17 protein-coding genes are annotated in these 22,348 nt (G+C 61.1%); 11 read left to right on the forward strand and 6 right to left on the reverse strand.

From position 1 onward, the window contains the following. Positions 1 to 249: 249 nt before the first annotated feature. Both PSCI_RS10795 and PSCI_RS10800 read right to left on the reverse strand, forming a co-directional pair. Positions 250 to 669, reverse strand: a complete 420-nt coding sequence (locus PSCI_RS10795; RefSeq protein WP_045486268.1) for a DUF3010 family protein — start codon at positions 667 to 669, stop codon at positions 250 to 252. Between the two features lie 109 nt (positions 670 to 778). Further along, positions 779 to 1,189, reverse strand: a complete 411-nt coding sequence (locus PSCI_RS10800; protein ID WP_045486271.1) for a lysozyme inhibitor LprI family protein — start codon at positions 1,187 to 1,189, stop codon at positions 779 to 781. Between the two features lie 230 nt (positions 1,190 to 1,419). On the opposite strand from PSCI_RS10800, the gene PSCI_RS10805 reads away from it, so the two are divergent. The 6 genes from PSCI_RS10805 (at position 1,420) to etfB (ending at position 9,274) form a co-directional block, all read left to right on the forward strand. Further along, the gene (locus PSCI_RS10805) at positions 1,420 to 2,397 is read left to right on the forward strand and encodes a dipeptidase (RefSeq protein ID WP_045486274.1); all 978 of its coding nucleotides are present in this window, start codon (positions 1,420 to 1,422) and stop codon (positions 2,395 to 2,397) included. Between the two features lie 81 nt (positions 2,398 to 2,478). Next, positions 2,479 to 3,009: a 4-vinyl reductase gene (locus PSCI_RS10810; protein ID WP_045486277.1), complete on the forward strand. Its 531-nt coding sequence runs from the start codon at positions 2,479 to 2,481 to the stop codon at positions 3,007 to 3,009. 116 nt (positions 3,010 to 3,125) lie between these two features. Beyond that, positions 3,126 to 5,186, forward strand: coding sequence for a dimethylglycine demethylation protein DgcA (dgcA, locus tag PSCI_RS10815; RefSeq protein ID WP_045486280.1), 2,061 nt, complete (start codon positions 3,126 to 3,128; stop codon positions 5,184 to 5,186). A 128-nt stretch (positions 5,187 to 5,314) separates the two neighbouring features. Continuing rightward, positions 5,315 to 7,270, forward strand: coding sequence for a dimethylglycine demethylation protein DgcB (dgcB, locus tag PSCI_RS10820; RefSeq protein WP_045486283.1), 1,956 nt, complete (start codon positions 5,315 to 5,317; stop codon positions 7,268 to 7,270). Beyond that, complete coding sequence (etfA, locus tag PSCI_RS10825) at positions 7,270 to 8,490, forward strand: electron transfer flavoprotein subunit alpha (RefSeq protein WP_045486285.1); 1,221 nt, start codon at positions 7,270 to 7,272, stop codon at positions 8,488 to 8,490. The genes dgcB and etfA overlap by 1 nt, the downstream gene beginning before the upstream one ends. Then, a complete protein-coding gene (etfB, locus tag PSCI_RS10830) occupies positions 8,480 to 9,274 on the forward strand; it encodes an electron transfer flavoprotein subunit beta (protein WP_045486288.1) in 795 nt (264 codons plus the stop codon). The genes etfA and etfB overlap by 11 nt, the downstream gene beginning before the upstream one ends. A 943-nt stretch (positions 9,275 to 10,217) precedes the next feature. On the opposite strand, the gene gbcA is transcribed toward etfB, so the two are convergent. Then, positions 10,218 to 11,516 carry a glycine-betaine demethylase subunit GbcA gene (gene gbcA, locus PSCI_RS10835; RefSeq protein ID WP_045486291.1) on the reverse strand — a complete coding sequence of 433 codons (1,299 nt, stop codon included), beginning with the start codon at positions 11,514 to 11,516 and terminating at the stop codon, positions 10,218 to 10,220. 334 nt (positions 11,517 to 11,850) lie between these two features. Here gbcA and gbcB point away from each other — a divergent pair, with 334 nt between their 5' ends. Then, positions 11,851 to 12,951: a glycine-betaine demethylase subunit GbcB gene (gbcB, locus tag PSCI_RS10840; RefSeq protein ID WP_045486294.1), complete on the forward strand. Its 1,101-nt coding sequence runs from the start codon at positions 11,851 to 11,853 to the stop codon at positions 12,949 to 12,951. A gap of 251 nt (positions 12,952 to 13,202) precedes the next feature. Here the strand turns inward: gbcB and PSCI_RS10845 are convergent, their stop codons facing one another. Both PSCI_RS10845 and PSCI_RS10850 read right to left on the reverse strand, forming a co-directional pair. Continuing rightward, positions 13,203 to 13,940, reverse strand: coding sequence for an SDR family oxidoreductase (locus PSCI_RS10845; RefSeq protein WP_045486297.1), 738 nt, complete (start codon positions 13,938 to 13,940; stop codon positions 13,203 to 13,205). Positions 13,941 to 13,991: 51 nt separating this feature from the next. Beyond that, the gene (locus PSCI_RS10850) at positions 13,992 to 15,038 is read right to left on the reverse strand and encodes a LacI family DNA-binding transcriptional regulator (RefSeq protein WP_045486300.1); all 1,047 of its coding nucleotides are present in this window, start codon (positions 15,036 to 15,038) and stop codon (positions 13,992 to 13,994) included. Between the two features lie 163 nt (positions 15,039 to 15,201). Here PSCI_RS10850 and PSCI_RS10855 point away from each other — a divergent pair, with 163 nt between their 5' ends. The 4 genes from PSCI_RS10855 (at position 15,202) to mgrA (ending at position 21,111) form a co-directional block, all read left to right on the forward strand. After that, positions 15,202 to 17,532, forward strand: coding sequence for a TonB-dependent receptor (locus PSCI_RS10855; protein WP_144403230.1), 2,331 nt, complete (start codon positions 15,202 to 15,204; stop codon positions 17,530 to 17,532). A gap of 160 nt (positions 17,533 to 17,692) precedes the next feature. Further along, on the forward strand, positions 17,693 to 19,021 hold the full coding sequence (locus PSCI_RS10860; protein WP_045486306.1) for an LLM class flavin-dependent oxidoreductase: 1,329 nt from the start codon (positions 17,693 to 17,695) through the stop codon (positions 19,019 to 19,021). 12 nt (positions 19,022 to 19,033) lie between these two features. After that, on the forward strand, positions 19,034 to 19,969 hold the full coding sequence (locus PSCI_RS10865) for a sulfonate ABC transporter substrate-binding protein (protein WP_045486308.1): 936 nt from the start codon (positions 19,034 to 19,036) through the stop codon (positions 19,967 to 19,969). A gap of 104 nt (positions 19,970 to 20,073) precedes the next feature. After that, complete coding sequence (gene mgrA / locus PSCI_RS10870) at positions 20,074 to 21,111, forward strand: L-glyceraldehyde 3-phosphate reductase (protein ID WP_045486311.1); 1,038 nt, start codon at positions 20,074 to 20,076, stop codon at positions 21,109 to 21,111. Here the strand turns inward: mgrA and PSCI_RS28205 are convergent. Then, positions 21,077 to 22,285: a hypothetical protein gene (locus PSCI_RS28205; protein WP_052483385.1), complete on the reverse strand. Its 1,209-nt coding sequence runs from the start codon at positions 22,283 to 22,285 to the stop codon at positions 21,077 to 21,079. The two genes, mgrA and PSCI_RS28205, sit on opposite strands and share 35 nt — an antisense overlap. Positions 22,286 to 22,348 lie beyond the last annotated feature (63 nt).

Here is a 22,348-nt window from a genome sequence, read left to right on the forward strand (position 1 = left end):
AACCCGCAGCAATGCGGGTTTTTTTGTGGTCGGTCAGTAGGAATAATACCTATCACTCAAGACCGGCTTAGTCCTGTGGGAGGCAGCTCTGCTGGCGAATACAGAGGTACATCTACAATAGATGTGCCGGTTTTACTGGCCCTTTCGAGGTGGTCCGGCATCCCGGCTAGCCCCCTCCCACCGGGACCGAGTTGAGCCGGATAATCGCTTGACTGATCGGCATTACCCCTACAGGTGGTGGGTGATCCGTCAGGCCTTCTTCAACAGCGCCGCACAGGCTGTTTTGTAAGCCTCGTGCTGGTATTTGTTGAGGCTGCCCGGCAGTTCAATGGCGTGTTTCTTGTGCTGAGCGGTGATGGTCTGCGGTGACAGCAGGGTCACCTCGCAGTCGGTCAGCAACTGCAATACCGTCTCGATCTTGAAGGTGGTCGGGCCACCGGCAAATTCGCCCTTTTTGCTGCGTTTCTTGATGGCGATATGGCTGATGCCGTTTTCCCGTACGAAAGCGGCAATCCGGGTAGCGAAGTCTTTGACGTTGAGCGACTCGTCGTCATCTTCCAGCGCCAGCTTGCGTGTCGCCAATGGCAGGTGGCTGAGGGTCGCGTTCTGACCGGTGGCCAGGGCGAAGATGGCTTCGCTGCCCTTGATTTCTACACCGCAAATGATCATGAAATTCCCTGTGCCCTGCATGACAAATACACAGGGTAGCGCATTGGTCACCTCTAACAACCACCCGGATTGCCAGCACTCACGTTTTCAGACGCAGCCGTTGGCCGGATTATTCCTGCACCAGTGACTCGATGTATTCCGAACGTTCGTCGCTCATCCGCGCAATACAGTCATTTTCGCTGATTTTGTACGCCTTGCTGCCCGCCGCCGACGGGAACACTTCCACGGCGCAATCGGCATCACGCAGTTTCTCCCAGGCCTGCTGGGCGCTTCTGAGCTTGTTGGTGAAGTCGTTGTACTGGGTTTTGTTGGCGACAAATTGCGACTGCACCCGGTTGAGCAGGTTCTGGAAGTTTTCCTTGAGCAGCTCCTCGGCAGTGGTGCGGCTGTAAATGGAGCATTCCAGGGTCTGGTTGTCGCTGTCGACCCCGTCGCACGGGGTCGAATCGGAATCTTGTGCAGCATAGGCGTTACCGGCTATGGCGGCTGTCAGGGCCAGCCCCAGGAAAAATGTTTTCATCGATTCACTCCGAGCCATTAATGCTCAGGATTCTGGCTCAAGCGCATGACAAAGAACAGGTTTGGCTGGCGCCTCTGCGCAGATGAGGGACGCTTTGTCGCAGCTTGACGCTTTCGGCAATTCCCCTGTCGTTTTTACATCCGGCTCCCCTGAGCCTCAGGCATATGCTGGCCCCATAACGCGCCGACAACCGATTCGGTGCGCAAGAGTCTTATAAAGGGGACCGCCTGATGAGCCCAGCAGAACTTCACGCCGACAGCATCGTTATCGACGGTCTGATCATCGCCAAGTGGAATCGCGAGCTGTTTGAAGACATGCGCAAAGGCGGTTTGACCATGGCCAACTGTACCGTGTCGGTGTGGGAAGGCTTCCAGGCGACTGTCAACAGCATCACCTCCAGCATGAAACTGATGCGCGAAAACAGCGATCTGGTCATGCCGGTCAACACCACCGCCGACATCTACAAGGCCAAAGAGCTGGGCAAAACCGGCATCCTGTTCGGCTTTCAGAACGCCCATGCCTATGAAGACCAGATCGGCTATGTCGAGATCTTCAAAAAGCTCGGGGTTGGCATCGTGCAGATGTGCTACAACACCCAGAACCTGGTGGGCACCGGTTGTTATGAGCGCGACGGCGGCCTGTCGGGCTTCGGTCGCGAGATCGTTGCCGAGATGAACCGTGTCGGCGTCATGTGCGACCTGTCCCACGTAGGCTCCAAGACCAGCGAGGAAGTCATCCTCGAATCCAAGAAGCCGGTCTGCTATTCCCACTGCCTGCCTTCAGGCCTGAAAGAGCACCCGCGCAACAAGTCCGATGAAGAACTCAAATTCATCGCCGATCACGGCGGTTTCGTGGGCGTCACCATGTTTGCGCCGTTCCTGGCCAAAGGCATCGACTCGACCATCGACGATTACGCCGAAGCCATCGAATACACCATGAACATCGTTGGCGAAGACGCCATCGGCATCGGCACCGACTTCACCCAGGGCCATGGCAAGGAATTCTTCGAATACCTGACCCATGACAAGGGCTACGCCCGTCGCCTGACCAACTTCGGCAAGATCATCAACCCGCTGGGCATCCGCACCGTGGGCGAGTTCCCGAACCTGACCGAGACGCTGCTCAAGCGCGGCCATTCCGAGCAGGTGGTACGCAAAATCATGGGCGAGAACTGGGTGCGCGTCCTCAAGGATGTCTGGGGCGAGTAACGCCGCTAGCCACACCCCGCTCAATTCCGGCAAGCCTGAAGCCTTGCCCAATCACAAGAATTTTTCTGGAGTTAAGTTTCCATGGCCAAAATCGCCCCGCAATTGCCAATCGAAGTCGACAGCGAAACCGGCGTCTGGACGTCCGACGCCCTGCCGATGCTGTACGTACCTCGTCATTTCTTCGTCAACAACCACATCGGCATCGAAGAAGTGCTGGGCGCCGAAGCTTATGCCGAAGTGCTCTACAAGGCCGGCTACAAGTCTGCCTGGCACTGGTGCGAGAAAGAAGCCGAGTGCCATGGTCTGGAAGGCGTTGCGGTCTACGAGCACTACATGAAGCGTCTGTCGCAGCGTGGCTGGGGCCTGTTCAAGATTCAGGACATCGACCTGGACAAAGGCACCGCCAGTATCACGCTTGAGCACTCGGCGTTCGTGTACGTGTACGGCAAGGTCGGTCGCAAGGTCGACTACATGTTCACCGGCTGGTTCGCTGGCGCCATGGATCAGATCCTGGCTGCCCGTGGCAGCTCGATCCGCACCGTGGCCGAGCAGGTCTACGGAGGCTCCGAAGAGGGCCACGATGACGGTCTGTTTGTCGTCAAACCACTTTAAATAGCGCCGTCAGAAAACAGCGCGAGTGAAGCTCTGGCAAGGCGTGGCCGGCAAGTCTGGCTACGCAACAAGCGACCGAGCGCAGCAGCCTGTTTTCGCCTTGAGGAGTTTCGGAAATGGCTTTTGAAGCGATGTTCCAGCCGATTCAGATCGGCAAACTGACCATCCGTAACCGTGTTCTGAGTACTGCACACGCAGAGGTGTATGCCACCGACGGCGGTATGACCACTGAGCGTTACGTGAAGTATTACGAAGAGAAAGCCAAGGGCGGTATCGGCCTGGCGATCTGTGGCGGTTCGTCTGTGGTGGCTATTGATAGCCCGCAGAGCTGGTGGAAGTCGGTCAACCTGGCGACTGACCGGATCATTCCGCATTTCCAGAACCTCGCTGACGCCATGCACAAGCATGGCGCCAAGATCATGATCCAGATTACCCACATGGGTCGTCGTTCCCGTTGGGACGGTGATCACTGGCCGACCCTGATGTCGCCGTCGGGTATCCGCGAGCCGGTGCACCGTGCGACCTGCAAGACCATCGAGCCGGAAGAAATCTGGCGGATCATCGGTAACTACGCCCAGGCTGCGCGCCGGGCCAAAGAAGGCGGCCTCGATGGCGTCGAACTGTCGGCGGTGCACCAGCACATGATCGACCAGTTCTGGAGCCCGCGGGTCAACAAGCGTACTGACGAGTGGGGCGGCAGCTTCGAAAACCGCATGCGCTTCGGCATGGAAGTGCTTAAAGCCGTACGTGCCGAAGTCGGCCGTGACTTCTGCGTGGGCATGCGTATCTGTGGTGATGAATTCCACCCCGATGGCCTGTCGCATGACGACATGAAGCAGATCGCCAAGTATTACGACGATACCGGCCTGCTGGACTTCTTCGGCGTGATCGGCTCGGGTTGTGACACTCACAACACCCTGGCCAACGTCATTCCGAACATGAGTTATCCACCGGAGCCGTTCCTGCACCTGGCCGCCGGCATCAAGGAAGTGGTCAAGGCGCCGGTGCTGCACGCGCAAAACATCAAGGACCCGAACCAGGCCACGCGCATTCTGGAAGGCGGTTACGTCGACATGGTCGGCATGACCCGTGCACACATCGCCGACCCGCACCTGATCGCCAAGATCAAGATGGGCCAGGTCGACCAGATCAAGCAGTGCGTTGGTGCCAACTACTGCATCGACCGTCAGTATCAGGGCCTGGATGTACTGTGCATCCAGAACGCCGCGACGTCCCGTGAGTACATGGGCGTGCCGCACATCATCGAGAAGTCCACCGGGCCGAAACGCAAGGTGGTCATCGTCGGCGCCGGCCCGGCCGGTATGGAAGCGGCGCGGGTGTCTGCCGAGCGCGGCCACGACGTGACCCTGTTCGAGAAAAAAGACGCGATTGGCGGCCAGATCACCACGGCCTCCAAGGCGCCGCAACGTGACCAGATCGCCGGTATCACCCGTTGGTATCAACTGGAGCTGGCGCGTCTGAAAGTTGACCTGCGGCTGGGCACTGCGGCCGATGCCGCGACCATCATGGACCTGCGCCCGGACATCGTGGTGCTGGCCGTCGGCGGCCATCCATTCATGGAGCAGAACGAACACTGGGGCGCGGCTGAGGGCCTGGTGGTCAGCAGCTGGGATGTGCTGGACGGCAAGGTTGCACCGGGCAAGAACGTGCTGGTCTACGACACCATCTGTGAATTCACCGGTATGTCGGTGGCCGACTTCCTGGCCGACAAGGGCTCGCAGGTCGAGATTGTCACCGACGATATCAAGCCGGGCGTCGCGATGGGCGGTACGACCTTCCCGACCTACTACCGCAGCATGTATCCGAAAGAAGTCATCATGACTGGCGACATGATGCTGGAGAAAGTCTACCGCGAAGGCGACAAGCTGATTGCCGTGCTGGAGAACGAGTACACCGGTGCCAAGGAAGAGCGGGTCGTCGACCAGGTGGTGGTGGAAAACGGCGTGCGTCCTGACGAAGAGATCTACTACGCGCTGAAGGAAGGATCGCGCAACAAGGGCCAGATCGACATCGAAGCCCTGTTCGCCATCGCTCCCCAGCCAGAGTTGAGCCAGCCGGGCGACGGTTACCTGCTGTACCGGATCGGCGACTGCGTGGCGCAGCGTAATACCCATGCGGCGATCTACGACGGTCTTCGACTCTGCAAAGACTTCTGACAGCCATGGTGTAGGAGCGGCTTCAGCCGCGAATGCGGGCGCTGCATTGGTGACGCCTGGCAAATTTTCGCGGCTCAAGCCGCTCCTACGCACTTCGCTGCGTTTCGATGAGTTCGCCAGGAGCCATCATGCTGAATACTATTCTCCCCATCCTGCTGTTTGCCGCCCTGGGCCTTGCGGTCCTGGGCGCCTTGCGGCGGGTCAAAATGTGGCGTAACGGCCGGGCCTCGAAAGTCGATCTGATCGGCGGCCTGTTCGCCATGCCCAAACGCTACATGGTCGACTTGCACCATGTGGTCGCCCGCGACAAATACATCGCCAACACTCACGTTGCGACTGCCGGTGGTGCGGTGGCCTCGATTGTGCTGGCGATTCTGGTGCATGGTTTCGGCCTGCATAACAAGATTCTCGGTTACGCGCTGCTGTTGATGACGGCGGTGATGTTTGTCGGTGCGATCTTCGTGTTTCGTCGTCGCCTGAACCCGCCTTCGCGCCTGTCCAAAGGCCCGTGGATGCGCCTGCCCAAGAGCCTGCTGGCGTTCTCGGCGAGCTTCTTCCTGCTCACCCTGCCGGTGGCAGGCATCCTGCCGGCCGACTTTGGTGGCTGGCTGCTGGCCGGGGTTCTGGCCCTGGGCGTGCTGTGGGGTGTGAGTGAGCTGTTCTTCGGCATGACCTGGGGCGGGCCGATGAAGCACGCCTTCGCCGGTGCCCTGCACCTGGCCTGGCACCGCCGCGCCGAACGTTTCGGTGGTGGTCGCTCCACAGGTTTGAAACCGCTGGATCTGGAAGACCCGCAAGTGCCACTGGGCGTCGAAAAGCCCAAAGACTTCACCTGGAATCAGCTGCTGGGTTTCGATGCCTGCGTGCAGTGCGGCAAGTGCGAGGCGATGTGCCCTGCATTTGCTGCCGGCCAGCCGCTGAACCCCAAGAAACTGATCCAGGACATGGTCGTCGGCCTGGCCGGCGGCAGCGATGCCAAATTTGCCGGTAGCCCTTACCCTGGCAAACCGGTCGGTGAGCACAGCGGTAATCCGCACCAGCCGATCGTCAATGGTCTGGTGGACGCCGAAACGCTGTGGTCGTGCACCACCTGCCGTGCGTGCGTCGAAGAATGCCCGATGATGATCGAGCACGTCGACGCCATCGTCGACATGCGTCGTCACCTGACGCTGGAAAAAGGCGCGACCCCGAACAAGGGCGCCGAGGTGCTCGACAACCTGATCGCGACCGATAACCCGGGTGGTTTCAACCCTGGTGGTCGTCTGAACTGGGCGGCGGACCTCAACCTCAACCTGCTCAGCGACAAGAAGTCGGCCGATGTGCTGTTCTGGGTCGGTGACGGTGCCTTCGACATGCGTAACCAGCGCACCCTGCGGGCCTTCGTCAAGGTCCTCAAGGCTGCTGGCGTGGACTTCGCGGTGCTGGGTCTGGAAGAGCGTGACAGCGGTGACGTGGCCCGTCGTCTGGGGGATGAGGCAACGTTCCAGAGCTTGGCTAAACGCAATATCCAGACCCTGTCGCGCTACAAGTTTGCCCGTATCGTGACCTGCGACCCGCACAGCTTCCATGTGTTGAAAAACGAATACGGCGCCTTTGGTGGCGAGTATCAGGTCCAGCATCACAGCACCTTCATTGCCGAACTGGTCCAGGCCGGCGCGCTGAACCTCGACCAGCACAAAGGTGGCAGCGTGACGTATCACGACCCTTGCTACCTGGGCCGCTACAACGGCGAGTACCAGGCACCGCGTGATGTACTGCGGGCGCTGGGCATCGAGGTCAAGGAAATGGAACGCTCGGGCTTCCGTTCACGTTGCTGCGGCGGTGGCGGCGGTGCGCCGATCACTGACATCCCGGGCAAGCAGCGGATTCCTGACATGCGCATGCAAGACATCCGCGAGACGGGCGCTGAAGTGGTGGCGGTGGGCTGCCCACAATGTACCGCGATGCTCGAAGGCGTGGTCGAGCCACGGCCGTTGATCAAGGACATTGCCGAGCTGGTGGCTGACGCGCTGCTCGAAAACGACGCTGCTGCCCCGGCCCGCCAGGCAGCCCCGGCCAAACGTGAACCTGCGGAGGTGCACTGATGAGCGACATTATCCGCCGCGACCCGCGCGCCGAGTGGATCGCCCGTAACCGCCTGCACCCGCTGCACGCGGCCATGCAGCCGGTCCAGGATCGCTGGATGGGCCCCAACGGGCTGATCCGCAAGAACGTGCACGGCATCGGTTTCATCGGCCCCAACGGCATTAAACGGATTGACCGCACCGGTGCCCAGCAGGGCGGTTCGGCCAAGCGCAGCGCTGCCGTTGAAGTCCAACTGCCGTTGCATGTCGTTGCCGCGCCAGCGTTCTACATCACCGTGGTGCCGGACATGGTCGGTGGCCGCCTGAGCAGCCACGACCGTGACCTGCTGGGGCTGGCTCGCCAGTTGGCCGGTCAGGACGGTGCGGTACTGGCCGTGGTGTTTGGTGAGCACAAGGAAAGCGCATTCGACACCGCTGGCGTGGACCGCCTGCTGGTCATTGACGGCGACGCTTTTGCAGGGTACTCGCCAGAGCAACGGGTCCAGGGCCTGCGGGCTGTGGATAACCAGTTCGACCCACGTCACTGGCTGCTGCCTGACAGCCGCACCGGTGGTGGTGAACTGGGCCGGCGCTTTGCTGCAAGCCTGGGCGAGCGCCCGGCCACGCGGGTCTGGCAGATCAAGGACGGGCAGTGCAGCGGGCGCGCCGGTGCTGGCCGCGAAGATCTGGTGCGGCCACTGGCGCGGCTGATTCTGGCTGCCGCCGAATGTGCCGACCCGGTCAGCGAAACCCGTCACGAAGCGACCCCGGTGCAGTTGTCCACAGAGGTGGTACGCAGCCTGGCACGTATCGAAGACCTGGGTTCGGTGGCGGTCGACCCCGGCGCCATTCCGATGGCCGAGTCGGAGTTCATCTTCTCCGGCGGCAACGGGGTACAGGACTGGGAGCTGTTCCACAAAACTGCCGCTGTGCTGGGCGCCACCGAAGGCGCGTCGCGGGTGGCTGTGGATAACGGCTTCATGGCCCGCGACCGTCAGGTCGGGGCGACCGGTACCTGGGTCACGGCACGGGTCTACGTGGCGGTGGGTATCTCCGGAGCGATCCAGCATTTGCAGGGTATTGGCGCTTGCGACAAGGTCGTGGCGATCAACATGGACCCTGGCTGCGACATGATCAAGCGTGCCGACCTGTCGGTGATTGGTGACAGCACCGAAGTGTTCAAAGCCCTCATCGAGGCCGTCGAAGCCTGGCGCAACGGAGGTAAACGCGATGCAGCCTAAGCCTGTGAATAACCCGGCGCTACAGGTGCTGAGCCTGGTCTCGGTGGGCTCTCACCCGACTTCCGGGCGCGCCCGGCGTGCCGAGCAGGACGCCCGGGCAGTCGAGCTGGGCCTCAAGCTGGTTGGGGATAACTTGCAGTTGCTGCACGCCGGTAATCCTGAAGAACCTGCGCTGCGTGCCTATCTGGGTATGGGCCTGGATGAAATACAGATTCTTGAACAACCGGCCGGCGCCGATGCGCTGCCGGCGCTGAGCGAGTACATCCGCGACTGCAATGTCCAGATCGTGCTGACCGGCACGCAGGCCGAAACCGGCGAAGGGTCGGGCATGCTGCCGTTCCTGTTGGCCGAACGGCTGGGCTGGCCGCTGGTGGTGGGCCTGGCTGAGGTCGAGTCGCTGGATAACGGCGTGGCCATCGTCCTGCAAGCCCTGCCACGCGGCCAGCGGCGGCGCCTGAAAGTGCGCCTGCCGTTTCTCGCCACTGTGGATAGCGCAGGCCCTACGCCACGCCAGACGGCTTTCGGACCGGCCCGACGCGGTGTGCTGGGTGTCGATCAGGTCGAGGTGGTCAGTGATGAGGTGCTCGGCAGCGACAGCCTGCAACCGGCCAAGCCGCGACCCAAGCGCTTGAAGGTCATCAAGGCCAAAAGCGGCGCTGACCGTATGAAAGCGGCGACCGCCAAGGCCAGCGGTGGCGGCGGTAAAGTACTCAAAGGCGTCAGCGCCCAGGAAGGCGCCGAGGCGATTCTCAAGCTTCTGGTGGAGGAGGGGGTGCTGCGTTAAGCCCCGTTTTATCCACCGCACAGGTTGTCCTCTTTCGCGGCTAAAGCTGTTCTTGCACAGGACCGGAGATCCAGGTGCAAGGAGGGTTTTAGCCGCGAATCTTTTTATCCCCAGGCAGTATAAATATCCTGACCTGAGCGGCCCTGTAGGAGCAGCTTTAGCTGCGACCACATTCCAGCTGCGAAGACCGCATTCCGGGCGCTGCCCCCCGCTTACGCACAATCTCTGTGCGCGGGACTGTGAATAAGTTGTTCGCTACTGCCTGAGATGCCCGGTTTTAAAGGTGTGTAGAGTTTTGTTCGATTTTTGAACAGTGGAGGCTTTGATTCTTCAGATGTCCCAGTGTGGATAAAACCCAAGGAGAGGCCAGCTTGCCTACAGTTGCCCACAATCTCTGTTAGCGCCTCTGTGGACAAGTTGTTTGCTCAACCTTGAAGGCCATGTAAATAAAGGGTTGCGGGCAGTTGTTCAGTAAATGATCAGGTGCTTTGGGGCAGGCTTGCGAAATACTGCCACCCCATGGATAGCGGGTGCCGGTGGGTTTTCCACAGCTGAGGCATATCAAAACCGATAGTTGCCCCCAAAGTCTGTTGGTCTCTCTGTGGATAAGATGTTCGAGAACCTTCAGGTGCCTTATGTGGCGGGCCTTGTGGCAAGTAGATCAAAAAATGATCACTTCGTTTCGGGAGCCTGCCCAATGGCTAAGCTACGGATTTCTGTCTGGTTTTGCCGCTCGATCTCAGGCTTGTCCACTTTTACTGTGGGTTGTGCTGTGGATAAGTTGTTTGTGGATAGTCAGGGCTGCCGTAGCCACGGGCTGCAGTAGAGGTTGGTCATTTTTTGAGCATGCGTGCCAAGCTTGCAATGGGGTGACGTTCTATCCACAACCCGCAAAAAAGCCCGCCTCCGGTTACAGAGGCGGGCTTGTCAGGCCAGGCGCTGGTCAGTTGCTCTGGATCTTCACTTCTTTCAGGTAAGGCGCAGGCTCGGCACCCAGGTTGGCCAGCATGCGGGCGCTGTACCAGTCGATGAAGTTGACCACGCCGAACTCGTAGGTTTTGGAGTACGGGCCTGGCTGGTAGGCGATAGAGTTGATGCCGCGCTGGTTCTCTTCGGCCAGGCGACGGTCCTGGTCGTTGGTGGCGTCCCAGACTTCGCGCAGGCGTGCCACGTCGTAGTCGACACCTTCCACAGCGTCCTTGTGCACCAGCCACTTGGTGGTGACCATGGTTTCCTGAGCGCTGATCGGCCACACGGTGAAGACGATGATGTGATCGCCCATGCAGTGGTTCCACGAGTGCGGCAGGTGCAGGATGCGCATCGAGCCCAGGTCAGGGTTCTGGATGCGGCCCATCAGCTTCTTGCTGCCTTGCTTGCCGTCCATGGTCATGGACACGGTGCCCTTGAGCAGCGGCATGCGCACGATACGGTTACGCAGGCCGAAACCGGCGTGCAGGTAAGGGATCTTCTCGGCTTCCCACTTGGCAGCGGACTCTGCCACGTGGTCCTTGAATTCCTGGCTGGCGCGCGGGTCGTTGGTGTCATCCCATTCCAGCAGGGTGTTGAGCAGTTCAGGGTGCGAGCCGCTGCAGTGGTAGCACTCGCGGTTATTTTCCAGAACCAGCTTCCAGTTGGCTTTTTCCATCAAGGTGGTCTGCACCGCCACCTTGGTGTTTTCCATGTCGTACGGTTCCATGTAGTGGTGCAGTGTGGCCAGGAACTCGTCGATGGCTGGCGGGTTTTCTGCCAGGCTGATGAAGATGTAGCCGCCGGCGGTTTTGACCTTGATCGGCTTGAGGCTGAATTTCTTCATGTCGAAGTCATCGCCCATCTCGCTGCCAGCGTACAGCAGGCGACCGTCCAGCTCGTAGGTCCACTGGTGGTAAGGGCAGACCAGCTTGGCGACCTTGCCTTTTTCACCGGTGCACAGGCGCGAGCCACGGTGACGGCAGACGTTGAAGAACGCATTGATGGTGTCGTCAGGACCGCGCACGACCAGCACCGGGTTTTTACCGACCTGCAGGGTCAGGTAGTTGCCCTTTTTCGGAATCTCGCAGGTCATGCCGGCGATCAGCCATTCCTTCTGGAAGATCTCCTGCATGTCGATTTCGAACAGGCGCTCATCGTTGTAGAACGGTTGCGGCAGAGAATAGGTGCGTTCGCGGGTCTGCAGCATCTCGGCAGTTGCCTTGCGTGCGGCTTCAAGCGGGTCGCCTAGGCTCAGGTTTGCAGTGACGTCCATCGTGTGGTTCCTCATGACCGCCTCGGGCGGCCGCGAAAATAATGTGGCTAATACGGTTCTTGTTGGCACGCAGGGCGGGTTTTTCAGGCGCCCGTTTTGGTTCGTTTTGGCTTACGAGCATCGCGTAACGATTTAGCGGCGAGTGTGGAGATACACGAGGCTTGATCCTTATCCATGCACGACATGGCCGAATCCGTTCCCGACTGGCAACCCCATGCCCTATGGGGCTGGTCGCGGTAAGTACGTCAATGTCGCTGATAGGTAAATGGCCGGACGGGGGCTTGCGCAGAATCCGTTCCATAAGAAGGCCGACAGTCGGCCGTGGAGATCGAGCATGTCCCAAAACTTCCTTAACCCGGTCAACACCCAGACATGGGCCAACGGTCGTCACCTTGTGCGCGTCGTCAAGGTCATTCAGGAAACCTGGGATGTCCGTACGTTCTGCTTCATGGCCGACCAGCCGATCATGTTCTTTTTCAAGCCGGGACAGTTCGTCACGCTTGAGCTGGAGATCGAAGGCCAGCCGGTGATGCGCTCGTACACCATCTCCAGTGCCCCCTCAGTGCCTTACAGCTTCTCGATTACCGTCAAGCGCGTGCCTGGCGGCAAGGTCTCCAACTTTCTGCATGACACACTGCACGAAGGTCAGGAACTGGCGGTGCATGGCCCGGTCGGGCTGTTCAACGCCATCGATTTCCCTAACCCCAAGATTCTTTACCTCAGCGGCGGTGTAGGGATCACCCCGGTCATGTCCATGGCGCGCTGGTACTACGACACCAACGCCAACGTCGACATGGTGTTCGTGCACAGCGCCCGCTCGCCGAAAGACATTATCTATCATCGTGAGCTGGAACACATGGCGGCGCGGATCGAGAACTTCGACCTGCACCTGATCTGTGAAAAATATGGCCTGGGCGAGCCATGGGCCGGCTATCGCGGCTACCTGAACATCAAAATGCTGGAAATGATGGCGCCGGACTTCCGCGACCGCGAGGTGTTCTGCTGCGGCCCGACGCCTTACATGAGTGCGGTCAAGCGCATGCTGCAGGACAATGGCTTCAACATGGCCCAGTACCATGAAGAGTCGTTTGGTGCGACGCCGCCCGAAGCCAAGGCTGACGCGGTCGAAAACGCCGAGCATGCGGCTGAAGCGGCTGATGTGGACACCGCTGACCTGCATCAGGTGGAGTTCACCGACACCGGCAAGAGCATCCGCATTGCCCCGGGCGAAACCGTACACGCGGCGGCTTCCAAGCTGGGTCTGATGATCCCCAAAGCCTGCGGTATGGGCATCTGCGGAACCTGCAAGGTCATGAAGCTGAGCGGCGAAGTGGAGATGGAGCACAACGGCGGCATCACCGAAGACGACGAGGCCGAAGGTTACATCCTGTCGTGCTGCAGCATTCCGAAAACCGACGTGCGCATCGAATACTGATTGCGCCTTGCGCGCAGGCCGACGTAGGAGCGGCTTCAGCCGCGAAAGCCGCGATGCTCTTCGCGGCTAAAGCCGCTCCTACGGGGTAATGCCGATCAGTTAAGGGCAACGCGGTCTGGTGGGAGTGGCCGGTCGGCGCTCCGGGCAGCCGACGAATGCTGCGGTACATTCACAGCAGATGTGCCGGTTTTACTGGCCCTTTCGGGGTGGTCCGGCATCCCGGCTAGCCCCCTCCCACCCGGCAGCACAACTCAGGCCAAGCCACCATTGGCGCGCAATACCTGCCCATTGACCCATCCCGAGTCCGGCCCGGCCAGAAAGGCCACCACACTGGCGATATCCTCTGGCTGGCCGAGCCGTTGCAGCGGCGGCAGGCTGGCGAAATGCTGAATCTGTTCCTCTGTCTTGCCGGCTAGAAACAGCTCGGTAGCCACCGGGCCGGGAGCGACGCTGTTGACCGTAATGTTGCGTCCGCGCAGCTCCTTGGCAAACACTGGCGTCATGGCTTCCACGGCAGCCTTGCTGGCGTTGTAGATGGCGTAACCCGGCAGGTTCAGGGCCAGGGCGGTGGTCGAAAAATTGATGATCCGTCCACCGTCGTTCAGGCGCTTGCTGGCTTCACGCAGGGTGTTGAACACGCCACGGGTATTGATGGCGAAGGTCTGTTCAAACAGTTCGTCACTGGTTTCGGCCAGCGCCATCGTCTTGAGGATACCGGCATTGTTGATCAGCACATCGACGTTGCCCAAATGGTGTTCAGTGGCGTCGAACAACCGCCGCACATCGCTGACGCTGGACACATCGGCCTTGATCGCGATGGCGTCACGGCCTTCGCCGATCAGTTGTTCCACCAGGGTATCGGCTTCATCGGCGCTGCTGGCGTAGTTGATCACCACGGCAAAGCCATCGGCCGCCAGGCGCCGGGCGATTTCGGCGCCGATGCCGCGTGATGCACCGGTGATGATCGCGACTTTTCGAGAGCGGGTCATGGGGCAGGTCTCCTTTGGCGAACTAAGAAACATCAACCCATCTTAGGCGGTTTAAGTGCTCTCTCGTTCTATCAGTTGGCAATCGAGCAGGTTCAACCGCTGGATATCCCCGCTCACCGGCAACACCCCCAGGCTTTGTAAAACCCGTTGCGCGGCCAGTACGCCGATCTCCAGCGCCGGGGGCTTGATGGTGCTCAGGCTGGGCAGCAGCATCTCGGCGAACGCATAGTCGCCAAAGCCCATCACCGCGCAGTCTTGTGGAATTCTCAGGCCGGCCCGTTGCCCGGCCAGCAGCCCGCCGGCGGCCAGGTTGTCGTTGGCAAACACGATCGCATCAGGGCGGGTGGGGCTGTTCATCAGAGCGTGCATGGCCTGTTTGCCGGCTTCGAACGGGGTCAGCCCCGCTTGCGGGGTGAACACCCAGGGCTCCAGGCCCAGGGCCTGTAACGTTGCGGCGTAACCGTCGCGGCGCTCCAGTGCGCTGAAGTCGCCGGCCATGCTGTTGAGCACGAAGGCGATGCGCCGGTAGCCCTTGGCGTGCAGATGGCGGGTAGCGCTGACGCCCACTTGGTAATGGGAAAATCCGATCTGCATCGGGCCGCGCTCCGGGCGGTAGTCCCAGGTCTCGATCACCGGCATGTCGGCCTGCTCGATCATCTTCTCGGTGGCCGGGGTATGGAAATGACTGGTCAATACCAATGCTGCCGGTGACCAGCCGAGAAACGCGCGCACGGCGCTTTCTTCCTGCTCGGCAGAGAAGTAACTGGACGCCAACAGCAGTTGAAAACCGTGCTGGCTCAGGGTGTCGCTGAAGCCCTGAATGGTATTGGCAAAGATCGGCCCGGAGATATTGGGGATAACCATCGCGACCACTTTACTGCGCGCCGAGGCCAGGCCGCCGGCGACCAGATTGGGTACATAGCCCAGCTCGTTGACCACGGCGGCGATGCGCTCGCGCAGGTCTGGCGAGACTTGCTCGGGCTGGTTGAAGTAGCGCGAGATGGTAATCGCTGAAACCCCGACCTGTTTGGCCACCGTACTCAGGGTCACCCGGCCGGCGTTACGGCGCTTGCGTGTTGCGCTGGATTTTTCCGTCATGCTCGAAGGCTTATAAAACTTAACGATATATAAAAGTAATTTTTCAGTATTTGACGCTCTATGTGCCAATTTCTGATACTTGCGATGTTAGCGCTAACGTCATGGTTTGTCTGCTACTCGCTGCCGCGAATGCCGAATCAAGTTAGCAGACAATCAGCGGTCGATGCGTGGGGCATTGGCGAGGTTCGGCACATTTAAAGCAGGCACACAGATGCAGACAACACTTGGGGGCGGTACGCAACACACTCTTCTGGCGCAGGCCATTCATCATGCTGGCGCTCAGCCGAATAGCCGACGTGCAGGCCGTTGCGCCTGGTTGCTGCTGGGCCTGGCGAGCCTGCCACTGGCGCCCGGCGCGGCCCTGGCCGAGACTGGCCAGAATGCCAGCGATGCACCGGTGCTCAACGCCGTGACGGTCACCGCCACGCGCCGTGAAGAGTCGCTACAGAAAGTCCCGGTGGCGGTCTCGGTGGTCGAGGGCGAGCAACTGGAGCGCGACAACCGCAATGGTGTGGCCAGCCTGGTGCAACAGGTGCCGACCCTGAATTTCCGCACCGGTGCTTCGAACAAGGACACCTCGTTGTTCATTCGTGGCGTGGGCACCATCTCCACCTCGCCGGGTGTCGAGCCGACCGTGGCCACGGTGATCGACGGTGTGGTGCTTGGCCGTCCGGGCCAGGCGACCCTGGACCTGCTCGACCTGGAGCGCATCGAAGTGCTGCGCGGCCCGCAGGGTACGCTGTTTGGCAAGAACGCTTCGGCCGGTGTACTGAACGTGGTGAGCAAGGCGCCGAGCGCCGAGACCCATGGCTACATCGACCAGTCGTGGTACACCGGCAATGAAAGCCGGACCCGCTTCGGGATTGGCGGCAGCCTGATTCCCGACACCCTCAAAGGCTCGCTGACCACCCTGTTCGGCAGCTATGACGGCAATGTGGATAACAAACTCAACGGCCAGGAAGTCAACGGCTATAACCGTAAAGGCATTCGCGGCAAGCTGGAGTTCACCCCTAACGACGACATCACGTTCACCCTGATCGGTGATTACCAGCAGGCCCATGACGACGCGCCCAACGGGGTGGTCAGCAAAGCGCTGACCCCGGCGTTTGGCGCGGCGCTGGCGCCGGTACGTGCCGACAGCGACAACCGTGATGTGCTCAGCGATTACCGCAGCCATGTCGATGATGTGAACAAGGGTTTGTCTGGCCAGCTGGACTGGCAACTGGGCGACTTCACCCTGACATCGATCACCGCCTGGCGCGGCTGGGATAACACCCAGTACCAGGACGGCGACCGCCTCGGGGCGATCACCAGCGCCTTTGCCGGCACTGAAGACAAAGGTCAGCTCGACTACAACCAGTACTCTCAGGAGCTGCGTCTTGCTTCGCCCAAAGGCGAGTTCGTCGAATACGTCGGCGGTCTGTTCTACATGTACGGCAAGAGTGACGAAACCTACCAGCGCACACTGATCACCCCGACCAGCCGCGACCGTGGTATCGCCGACTACAGCACCACCAACCAGAGTTATTCGGTGTTCGGTGAAAGCACCTTCAATCTGACCCCGGATCTGCGCGCCATTGCCGGTCTGCGCTGGACCCACGACAAGCTCGAATACGATCACCGGCGGGTTTCGACCTCGGCGGTCACGGTCAGCGGTATCCAGCCGGCCACCAGCAGTTCGGGTAGCGTGGACGAAGACGGCAAATCTGGCCGCCTGGGCCTGCAGTACGACCTGAGCGATACGGTGACCAGCTACGTGACCTACTCGCGTGGCTACAAAGGCCCGGCGTACAACGTGTTCTTCAACATGCAGCCACGTGACACTGACGCGCTCAAGCCGGAGACCTCCAACACCTGGGAAGTGGGCATCAAGGCCAGCGCCTGGAATAACCGCCTGACCACCAACCTGGCGGTGTTCCACAGCGACTACGACAACTATCAGGCGAACTTCTTCGACAGCGTCGCCGGCCAGGTGGTGACCCGGCTGATCAACGCCGGTAGCGTGAAGACCGAGGGCGTCGAACTCGACTATGCGCTGCAGGTGACCTCGCAGTTCAAACTCTCCGGTGCCCTGGCCTACACCAAGGCGCGCATCGACACCTTTGCCTGCCCGGCCGGCGCCGCCGCCTCGTGCAACGTCGATGGCAAGACCCTGCCGTACAGCCCGGACTGGAAAAGCTATGTCCGTGCCGACTACAGCATCCCGCTGGACAACGGCCTGGATATCGAGCTGAGCACCGATTACGCCTGGCAGAGCGAAGTGCAGTACGACATCAGCCAGAACGTCGACACCAAGCAGGGCGCCTACGGCATCTGGAACGCCAGCGTGGCCCTGGCCGACTACAACGCTGGCTGGCGCGTAGCGCTGCTGGGCAAGAACCTGGCCGACAAGTCGTATTCGCCGATGCTGGCCACCGGCGGCAACTACATCTACCGCGCCGTTCCGCGTGACGATGAGCGCTACTTTGGCGTGCAACTGCGTAAAGACTTCTGACAGTGCTGCACGGTTTTCTGTAGGAGCCGCTTTAGCGGCGAAGACTCGAGGCTAAAGCTTCGCGGCTGAAGCCGCTCCTACGGGCCTTGTGTTCGCAGCCTGTGTTTACCTCTACAACCCTATTGCGTGCGACAACCCTCAAAACCAAGGAGTCGTATAGATGAACAAGCCTGCCCGCCAACTGAAACTGGGCGCATTCCTGATGGCCACCGGGCACCACGTCGCGGCCTGGCGTCATCCAGAGGTCCCCGCCAACGCGGGGCTGGATATCAAGCACTACCGGCATCTGGCCCAGGTGGCCGAGGCGGCGCGTTTCGATGCGCTGTTCGTGGCCGACAGCGTGGCAGCAGCGACCGGTGATATCGCCAGCCGCATGGCACGCTCGGATCACTTCGAGCCGCTGACCCTGCTGTCGGCGCTCAGCGCGGTGACCGAGCGCATCGGCCTGATCGCCACGGCGACCACCACCTATAACGAGCCGTACCACGTGGCGCGCAAGTTTGCCTCGCTCGATCACCTGTCCGGCGGGCGTGCCGGCTGGAATCTGGTGACCTCCGACGCGGCGGCCGAAGCGCAGAACTTCGGTCTGGATGAGCATGTCGGTCACGCCGACCGCTACAGCCGGGCACAGGAGTTTCACCAGGTGGTGACCGGCTTGTGGGACAGCTGGGGCGATGATGCTTTTACTCGTGACAAGGCCAGCGGTGAGTACTACGACCCGGCCAGGCTGCATGTGCTGGATCACCAGGGCGAGCACTTTCGGGTCAAGGGGCCGCTGAACGTGGCGCGTTCGCCGCAGGGGCAGCCGGTGGTGGTACAGGCCGGCTCTTCGGAAGTGGGCCGTGACCTGGCGGCGCGCACCGCTGAAGTGGTGTTCACCGCGCAAACTTCGCTGGCCAGTGCTCAAGCCTTCTATGCCGACCTCAAGGGGCGGCTGGCAGCGTATGGGCGCAGTCAGGATTCGCTGAAGATCATGCCCGGTGTGCTGATCGTGGTGGCCGAGACTGAAGAGGCCGCCAAGGCGAAGTTCGAGTCGTTTCAGGAACTGGTCGAGCCGCAGGTGGGCGTGGCGTTGCTGGGGCGCATGCTGGGCAATTTCGATTTGTCTGGCTATCCGCTGGACGGGCCGCTGCCGGAGCTGCCGCTGACTGACAGCGGTCAGCGCAGCCGCCAGCAATTGCTGACTGAGCTGGCTGCCCGGGAGAACCTGAACCTGGCGCAACTGGGGCGACGGATTGCCGGTGGCCGTGGGCATTACAGCCTGATCGGCACCCCTGAACAGATTGCCGATGAGTTGCAGCACTGGTTTGAAAACGGTGCGGCCGATGGCTTCAACGTGCTGGTGCCGCACCTGCCTGGCGGGCTGGAGGATGTTGCCCGGCTGCTGGTGCCGGAGCTGCAACGCCGTGGCCTGTTCCGCACCGAATATGAAGGCACCACCCTGCGCGAAAATCTGGGGCTGCAACGGCCCGCCAACCGATTTGAATGAGGTCTATTACCGATGAAACCACTGGCATTGCTCAGCGCCGCTCTGGCCTTTTGCGGCTTGATCAATACGGCCGTTGCCGCTGACCCGGAGACGTTGCGGATTGGCTTTCAGAAAGGCTCGATTCCGCTGGTTCTGGCCAAAGAGCATCAATTGCTGGAGAAGCGCTTTGCCAAGACGCAGATCAAGTGGGTCGAGTTTCCGGCCGGGCCGCAGATGCTTGAAGCGTTGAATGTCGGCAGCCTGGACATCGCCTCGACGGGTGATATTCCGCCGATCTTCGCCCAGGTCGCCGGGGCGGATCTGGTGTATGTCGGCGCCGAGCCGGCCAAGCCACAAGCCGAGGTGATTCTGGTGCGCAAGGACAGCGCCTTGCAGAAAATCGAGGACCTCAAGGGCCGCAAGGTCGCCTTGCAGAAAGGCTCCAGCGCCAACAATCTGGTGCTGCGCGCCTTGCTCAAGGCCGGATTGACGTTCAAGGATATCCAGCCGATCTATCTGAGCCCGGCTGATGCCCGGGCGGCCTTTGAAAATGGCAGCGTCGATGCCTGGGCGATCTGGGACCCGTACTACTCCATCGCGCTGGTTGAAGGGCATAGCCGGCTATTGGCCGACGGTACGGGGCTGGGCTTGTCCGGTCCGGTCTACACTGCCCGACGTGGGTTCGCACAGCAGCATCCGGCGTTTGTCCAGCAGGTGCTGGATGAGCTGACGGCTGCCGATGACCTGACCCGCAGCCAGCGCGAGCAGAGCATCGAGATCCTGACCCGCAGCATGGGCCTGCCGGCCGAGGTGATCGCTCTGTACATCGACCACCGTCCGGTCTCGCCGAGCCTGCCGATTACCCCTGAGATCATCAAGGCGCAGCAGGTGACTGCGGACCTGTTCTACGATAACCGTCTGCTGCCCAGGAAAATCGATGTCAGCAAGGCGGTCTGGCACAGCCATTGATCCCGTAGGAGCTGCTTTAGCAGCGAAGGCTTCCCGGCTAAAGCGGGCCACCGCCCGGCCGGGCTTACGGCGACGAAAACACCGAATTATTCAAGGAAATCCGCATGACCTATATCGCTGCCGAAAACCGCTACAACGACATGCTCTATCGTCGCACCGGGCGCAGTGGCTTGTTGCTGCCGGCGCTGTCGCTGGGGCTGTGGCACAACTTCGGTGACGCCACGCCGATCGATACCCAGCGCGCCATGCTACGCACTGCCTTCGACCTGGGCATTACCCACTTCGACCTGGCCAATAATTACGGCCCGCCCTATGGTAGCGCCGAGGTCAATTTCGGCCGTTTGCTGCGTGAAGACTTCAAGGCTTATCGCGACGAGCTGATCATCTCCACCAAGGCCGGTTGGGACATGTGGCCAGGTCCTTATGGTCAGGGCGGCGGGTCGCGCAAGTACGTGCTGGCCAGCCTCGATCAAAGTCTGCAACGGCTGGGTGTCGATTATGTCGACATCTTCTATTCGCACCGCTTCGACCCCGACACGCCGCTGGAAGAAACCGCTGGCGCACTGGCCACCGCCGTGCAGCAAGGCAAGGCGCTGTACATCGGCATCTCGTCTTACTCGGGCAGTAAAACCCGGGAAATCGCCGCGCTGCTCAAACAGTGGAATGTGCCGCTGCTGATTCATCAGCCGGCTTATAACCTGCTCAATCGCTGGGTGGAGAAAGACCTGCTTGATGCCACCGATGAGCTGGGCGCGGGCGTGATTGTCTTTACTGCGCTGGCCCAGGGCCTGCTGTCGGACAAGTACCTCAATGGCGTGCCGCAAGATGCCCGGGTCAATCGTCCCGGCGGTGGTTCATTGAAGGCCGAGCATCTGTCGGAGCAGAACCTTGAGCATGTACGCAAACTCAACGCGATCGCCCGGCAGCGTGGTCAGAGCCTGGCACAGATGGCGCTGGCCTGGACCCTGCGTGACCCACGGGTGACCTCGGCGTTGATCGGCGCCAGCCGGCCCGAGCAGATCGTCGAAAACGTTGCCGCCTTGAACAACCTGGCGTTCAGTGCCGAGGAACTGGCCGAGATTGATCGCTTTGCCGTGGAGGGCGGTATCAATTTGTGGGCCAGGCCTTCTTTGGCGCAGTAACGTTGGCGAGCCTCAGTGAGCCGATCCGCAGCGGCGGGGCGCTGTCATGGTAGTGCGGATAGCACGCCTGAAAGTCCAGGGCCGCCTGGATAAGCCTGGCGTCCGACAGGTGCGGGCCGCAGAACGCTGCATTGATGCTGGCACCGCTGCTGCTCTGGCCGATGGGGAAAGTGACCATCGGCCAGCCCGGCACATGGGGTAGCCTGTCAGGCCCGGACGATGCTGAGGACATCACCAGCATGCAGTCCAGGCGTTGATCGCGCAGGTTGCTTTCCCAGCCTCGCGGCGGGCATGGCGGTGCATCGGGAAGTTCGATCAATCGCGCTCCCAGGCGCGCCAGTTGCTCGCGAAACCGCTCCAGGACCTGCCAGCTTTGCGGCGCGTCCGCTGCCCTCGGCGGCGTTACGCCAATGCGGGTACTGAGCAGCGGTCTGTAGCCTGACCGGGCTGTCACCGGCCATCGCACGGGCGCGGTTTGCGCTGCACCGGCTTCACTGAGCGCTGCCAGCACCAGCGCTGCATCGCGCACGCTGCGTGCGACAGTACCGGGCACGTCCCAGCCCATGGCCAGGCCCAGCGACGGTTTGATGCCGCTGGCCGCATGAGCGGCACTGGGCATCATGAAGGCGTCATCGGCGGTTTGCGCCAGCGCCGCAGCGCACAGCCTGGCGACCGGGGCGATGGCGCTCAACCCGCTCTGCGTGCCACCGGGGCATATCGAGCCGCGCAGCGGGCCGAGTAAAATCGCGCCCTGGTCATACAGCCGGGCAACCAGCGGCGAGTCTTCAAGTTTCCAGGGCCGGCCATTACGCGCCACGGCCACCAGTGACTCGCTGATGCCCAGCACGATGCCGCACAGCAGCGGCGCAGGGCCGCGAGGGTCATCGGCGTTGCTCAGCCATTGATCGGCCAGGCGCGCGCGGGTCAGCGCCTGCTGCGCATCGATATGCACCGAAAGGCTGTTGTCGCCATAGCCTTTGAGCGATTCTTCGAACCGGTAAAGGCGTGCCAGGCTGGCAATGGTCAACTGTTCGGCAGTCAGTTCGCCGCTGCGCAGCAGCACCGCCATTTCAGCGAGCTGATAGTCGACGATGCGGTTAGGGCAGCCAATGGATGACCGTGACGGCAGGCCGCACAGCGGCGGGCGGTTGCCAGTAAGAGGGCGTGGGTCCATCGCGATAAGCTCCTTCTGGCCTTGCCATGCAAGGCCGTTTTCCGGAGCTAATCAGCGAACGGC

Origin of the sequence: Pseudomonas sp. StFLB209 (genome assembly GCF_000829415.1) — a bacterium.
Taxonomy (GTDB): domain Bacteria; phylum Pseudomonadota; class Gammaproteobacteria; order Pseudomonadales; family Pseudomonadaceae; genus Aquipseudomonas.

Bases quoted from the DNA above. Each gene is read 5' to 3' on its own strand.
- PSCI_RS10795 (WP_045486268.1), bottom strand. From the start codon at position 669: ATGATCATTTGCGGTGTAGAAATCAAGGGCAGCGAAGCCATCTTCGCC.
- PSCI_RS10800 (WP_045486271.1), bottom strand. From the start codon at position 1,189: ATGAAAACATTTTTCCTGGGGCTGGCCCTGACAGCCGCCATAGCCGGT.
- PSCI_RS10805 (WP_045486274.1), top strand. From the start codon at position 1,420: ATGAGCCCAGCAGAACTTCACGCCGACAGCATCGTTATCGACGGTCTG.
- PSCI_RS10810 (WP_045486277.1), top strand. From the start codon at position 2,479: ATGGCCAAAATCGCCCCGCAATTGCCAATCGAAGTCGACAGCGAAACC.
- dgcA (WP_045486280.1), top strand. From the start codon at position 3,126: ATGGCTTTTGAAGCGATGTTCCAGCCGATTCAGATCGGCAAACTGACC.
- dgcB (WP_045486283.1), top strand. From the start codon at position 5,315: ATGCTGAATACTATTCTCCCCATCCTGCTGTTTGCCGCCCTGGGCCTT.
- etfA (WP_045486285.1), top strand. From the start codon at position 7,270: ATGAGCGACATTATCCGCCGCGACCCGCGCGCCGAGTGGATCGCCCGT.
- etfB (WP_045486288.1), top strand. From the start codon at position 8,480: ATGCAGCCTAAGCCTGTGAATAACCCGGCGCTACAGGTGCTGAGCCTG.
- gbcA (WP_045486291.1), bottom strand. From the start codon at position 11,516: ATGGACGTCACTGCAAACCTGAGCCTAGGCGACCCGCTTGAAGCCGCA.
- gbcB (WP_045486294.1), top strand. From the start codon at position 11,851: ATGTCCCAAAACTTCCTTAACCCGGTCAACACCCAGACATGGGCCAAC.
- PSCI_RS10845 (WP_045486297.1), bottom strand. From the start codon at position 13,940: ATGACCCGCTCTCGAAAAGTCGCGATCATCACCGGTGCATCACGCGGC.
- PSCI_RS10850 (WP_045486300.1), bottom strand. From the start codon at position 15,038: ATGACGGAAAAATCCAGCGCAACACGCAAGCGCCGTAACGCCGGCCGG.
- PSCI_RS10855 (WP_144403230.1), top strand. From the start codon at position 15,202: ATGCGTGGGGCATTGGCGAGGTTCGGCACATTTAAAGCAGGCACACAG.
- PSCI_RS10860 (WP_045486306.1), top strand. From the start codon at position 17,693: ATGAACAAGCCTGCCCGCCAACTGAAACTGGGCGCATTCCTGATGGCC.
- PSCI_RS10865 (WP_045486308.1), top strand. From the start codon at position 19,034: ATGAAACCACTGGCATTGCTCAGCGCCGCTCTGGCCTTTTGCGGCTTG.
- mgrA (WP_045486311.1), top strand. From the start codon at position 20,074: ATGACCTATATCGCTGCCGAAAACCGCTACAACGACATGCTCTATCGT.
- PSCI_RS28205 (WP_052483385.1), bottom strand. From the start codon at position 22,285: ATGGACCCACGCCCTCTTACTGGCAACCGCCCGCCGCTGTGCGGCCTG.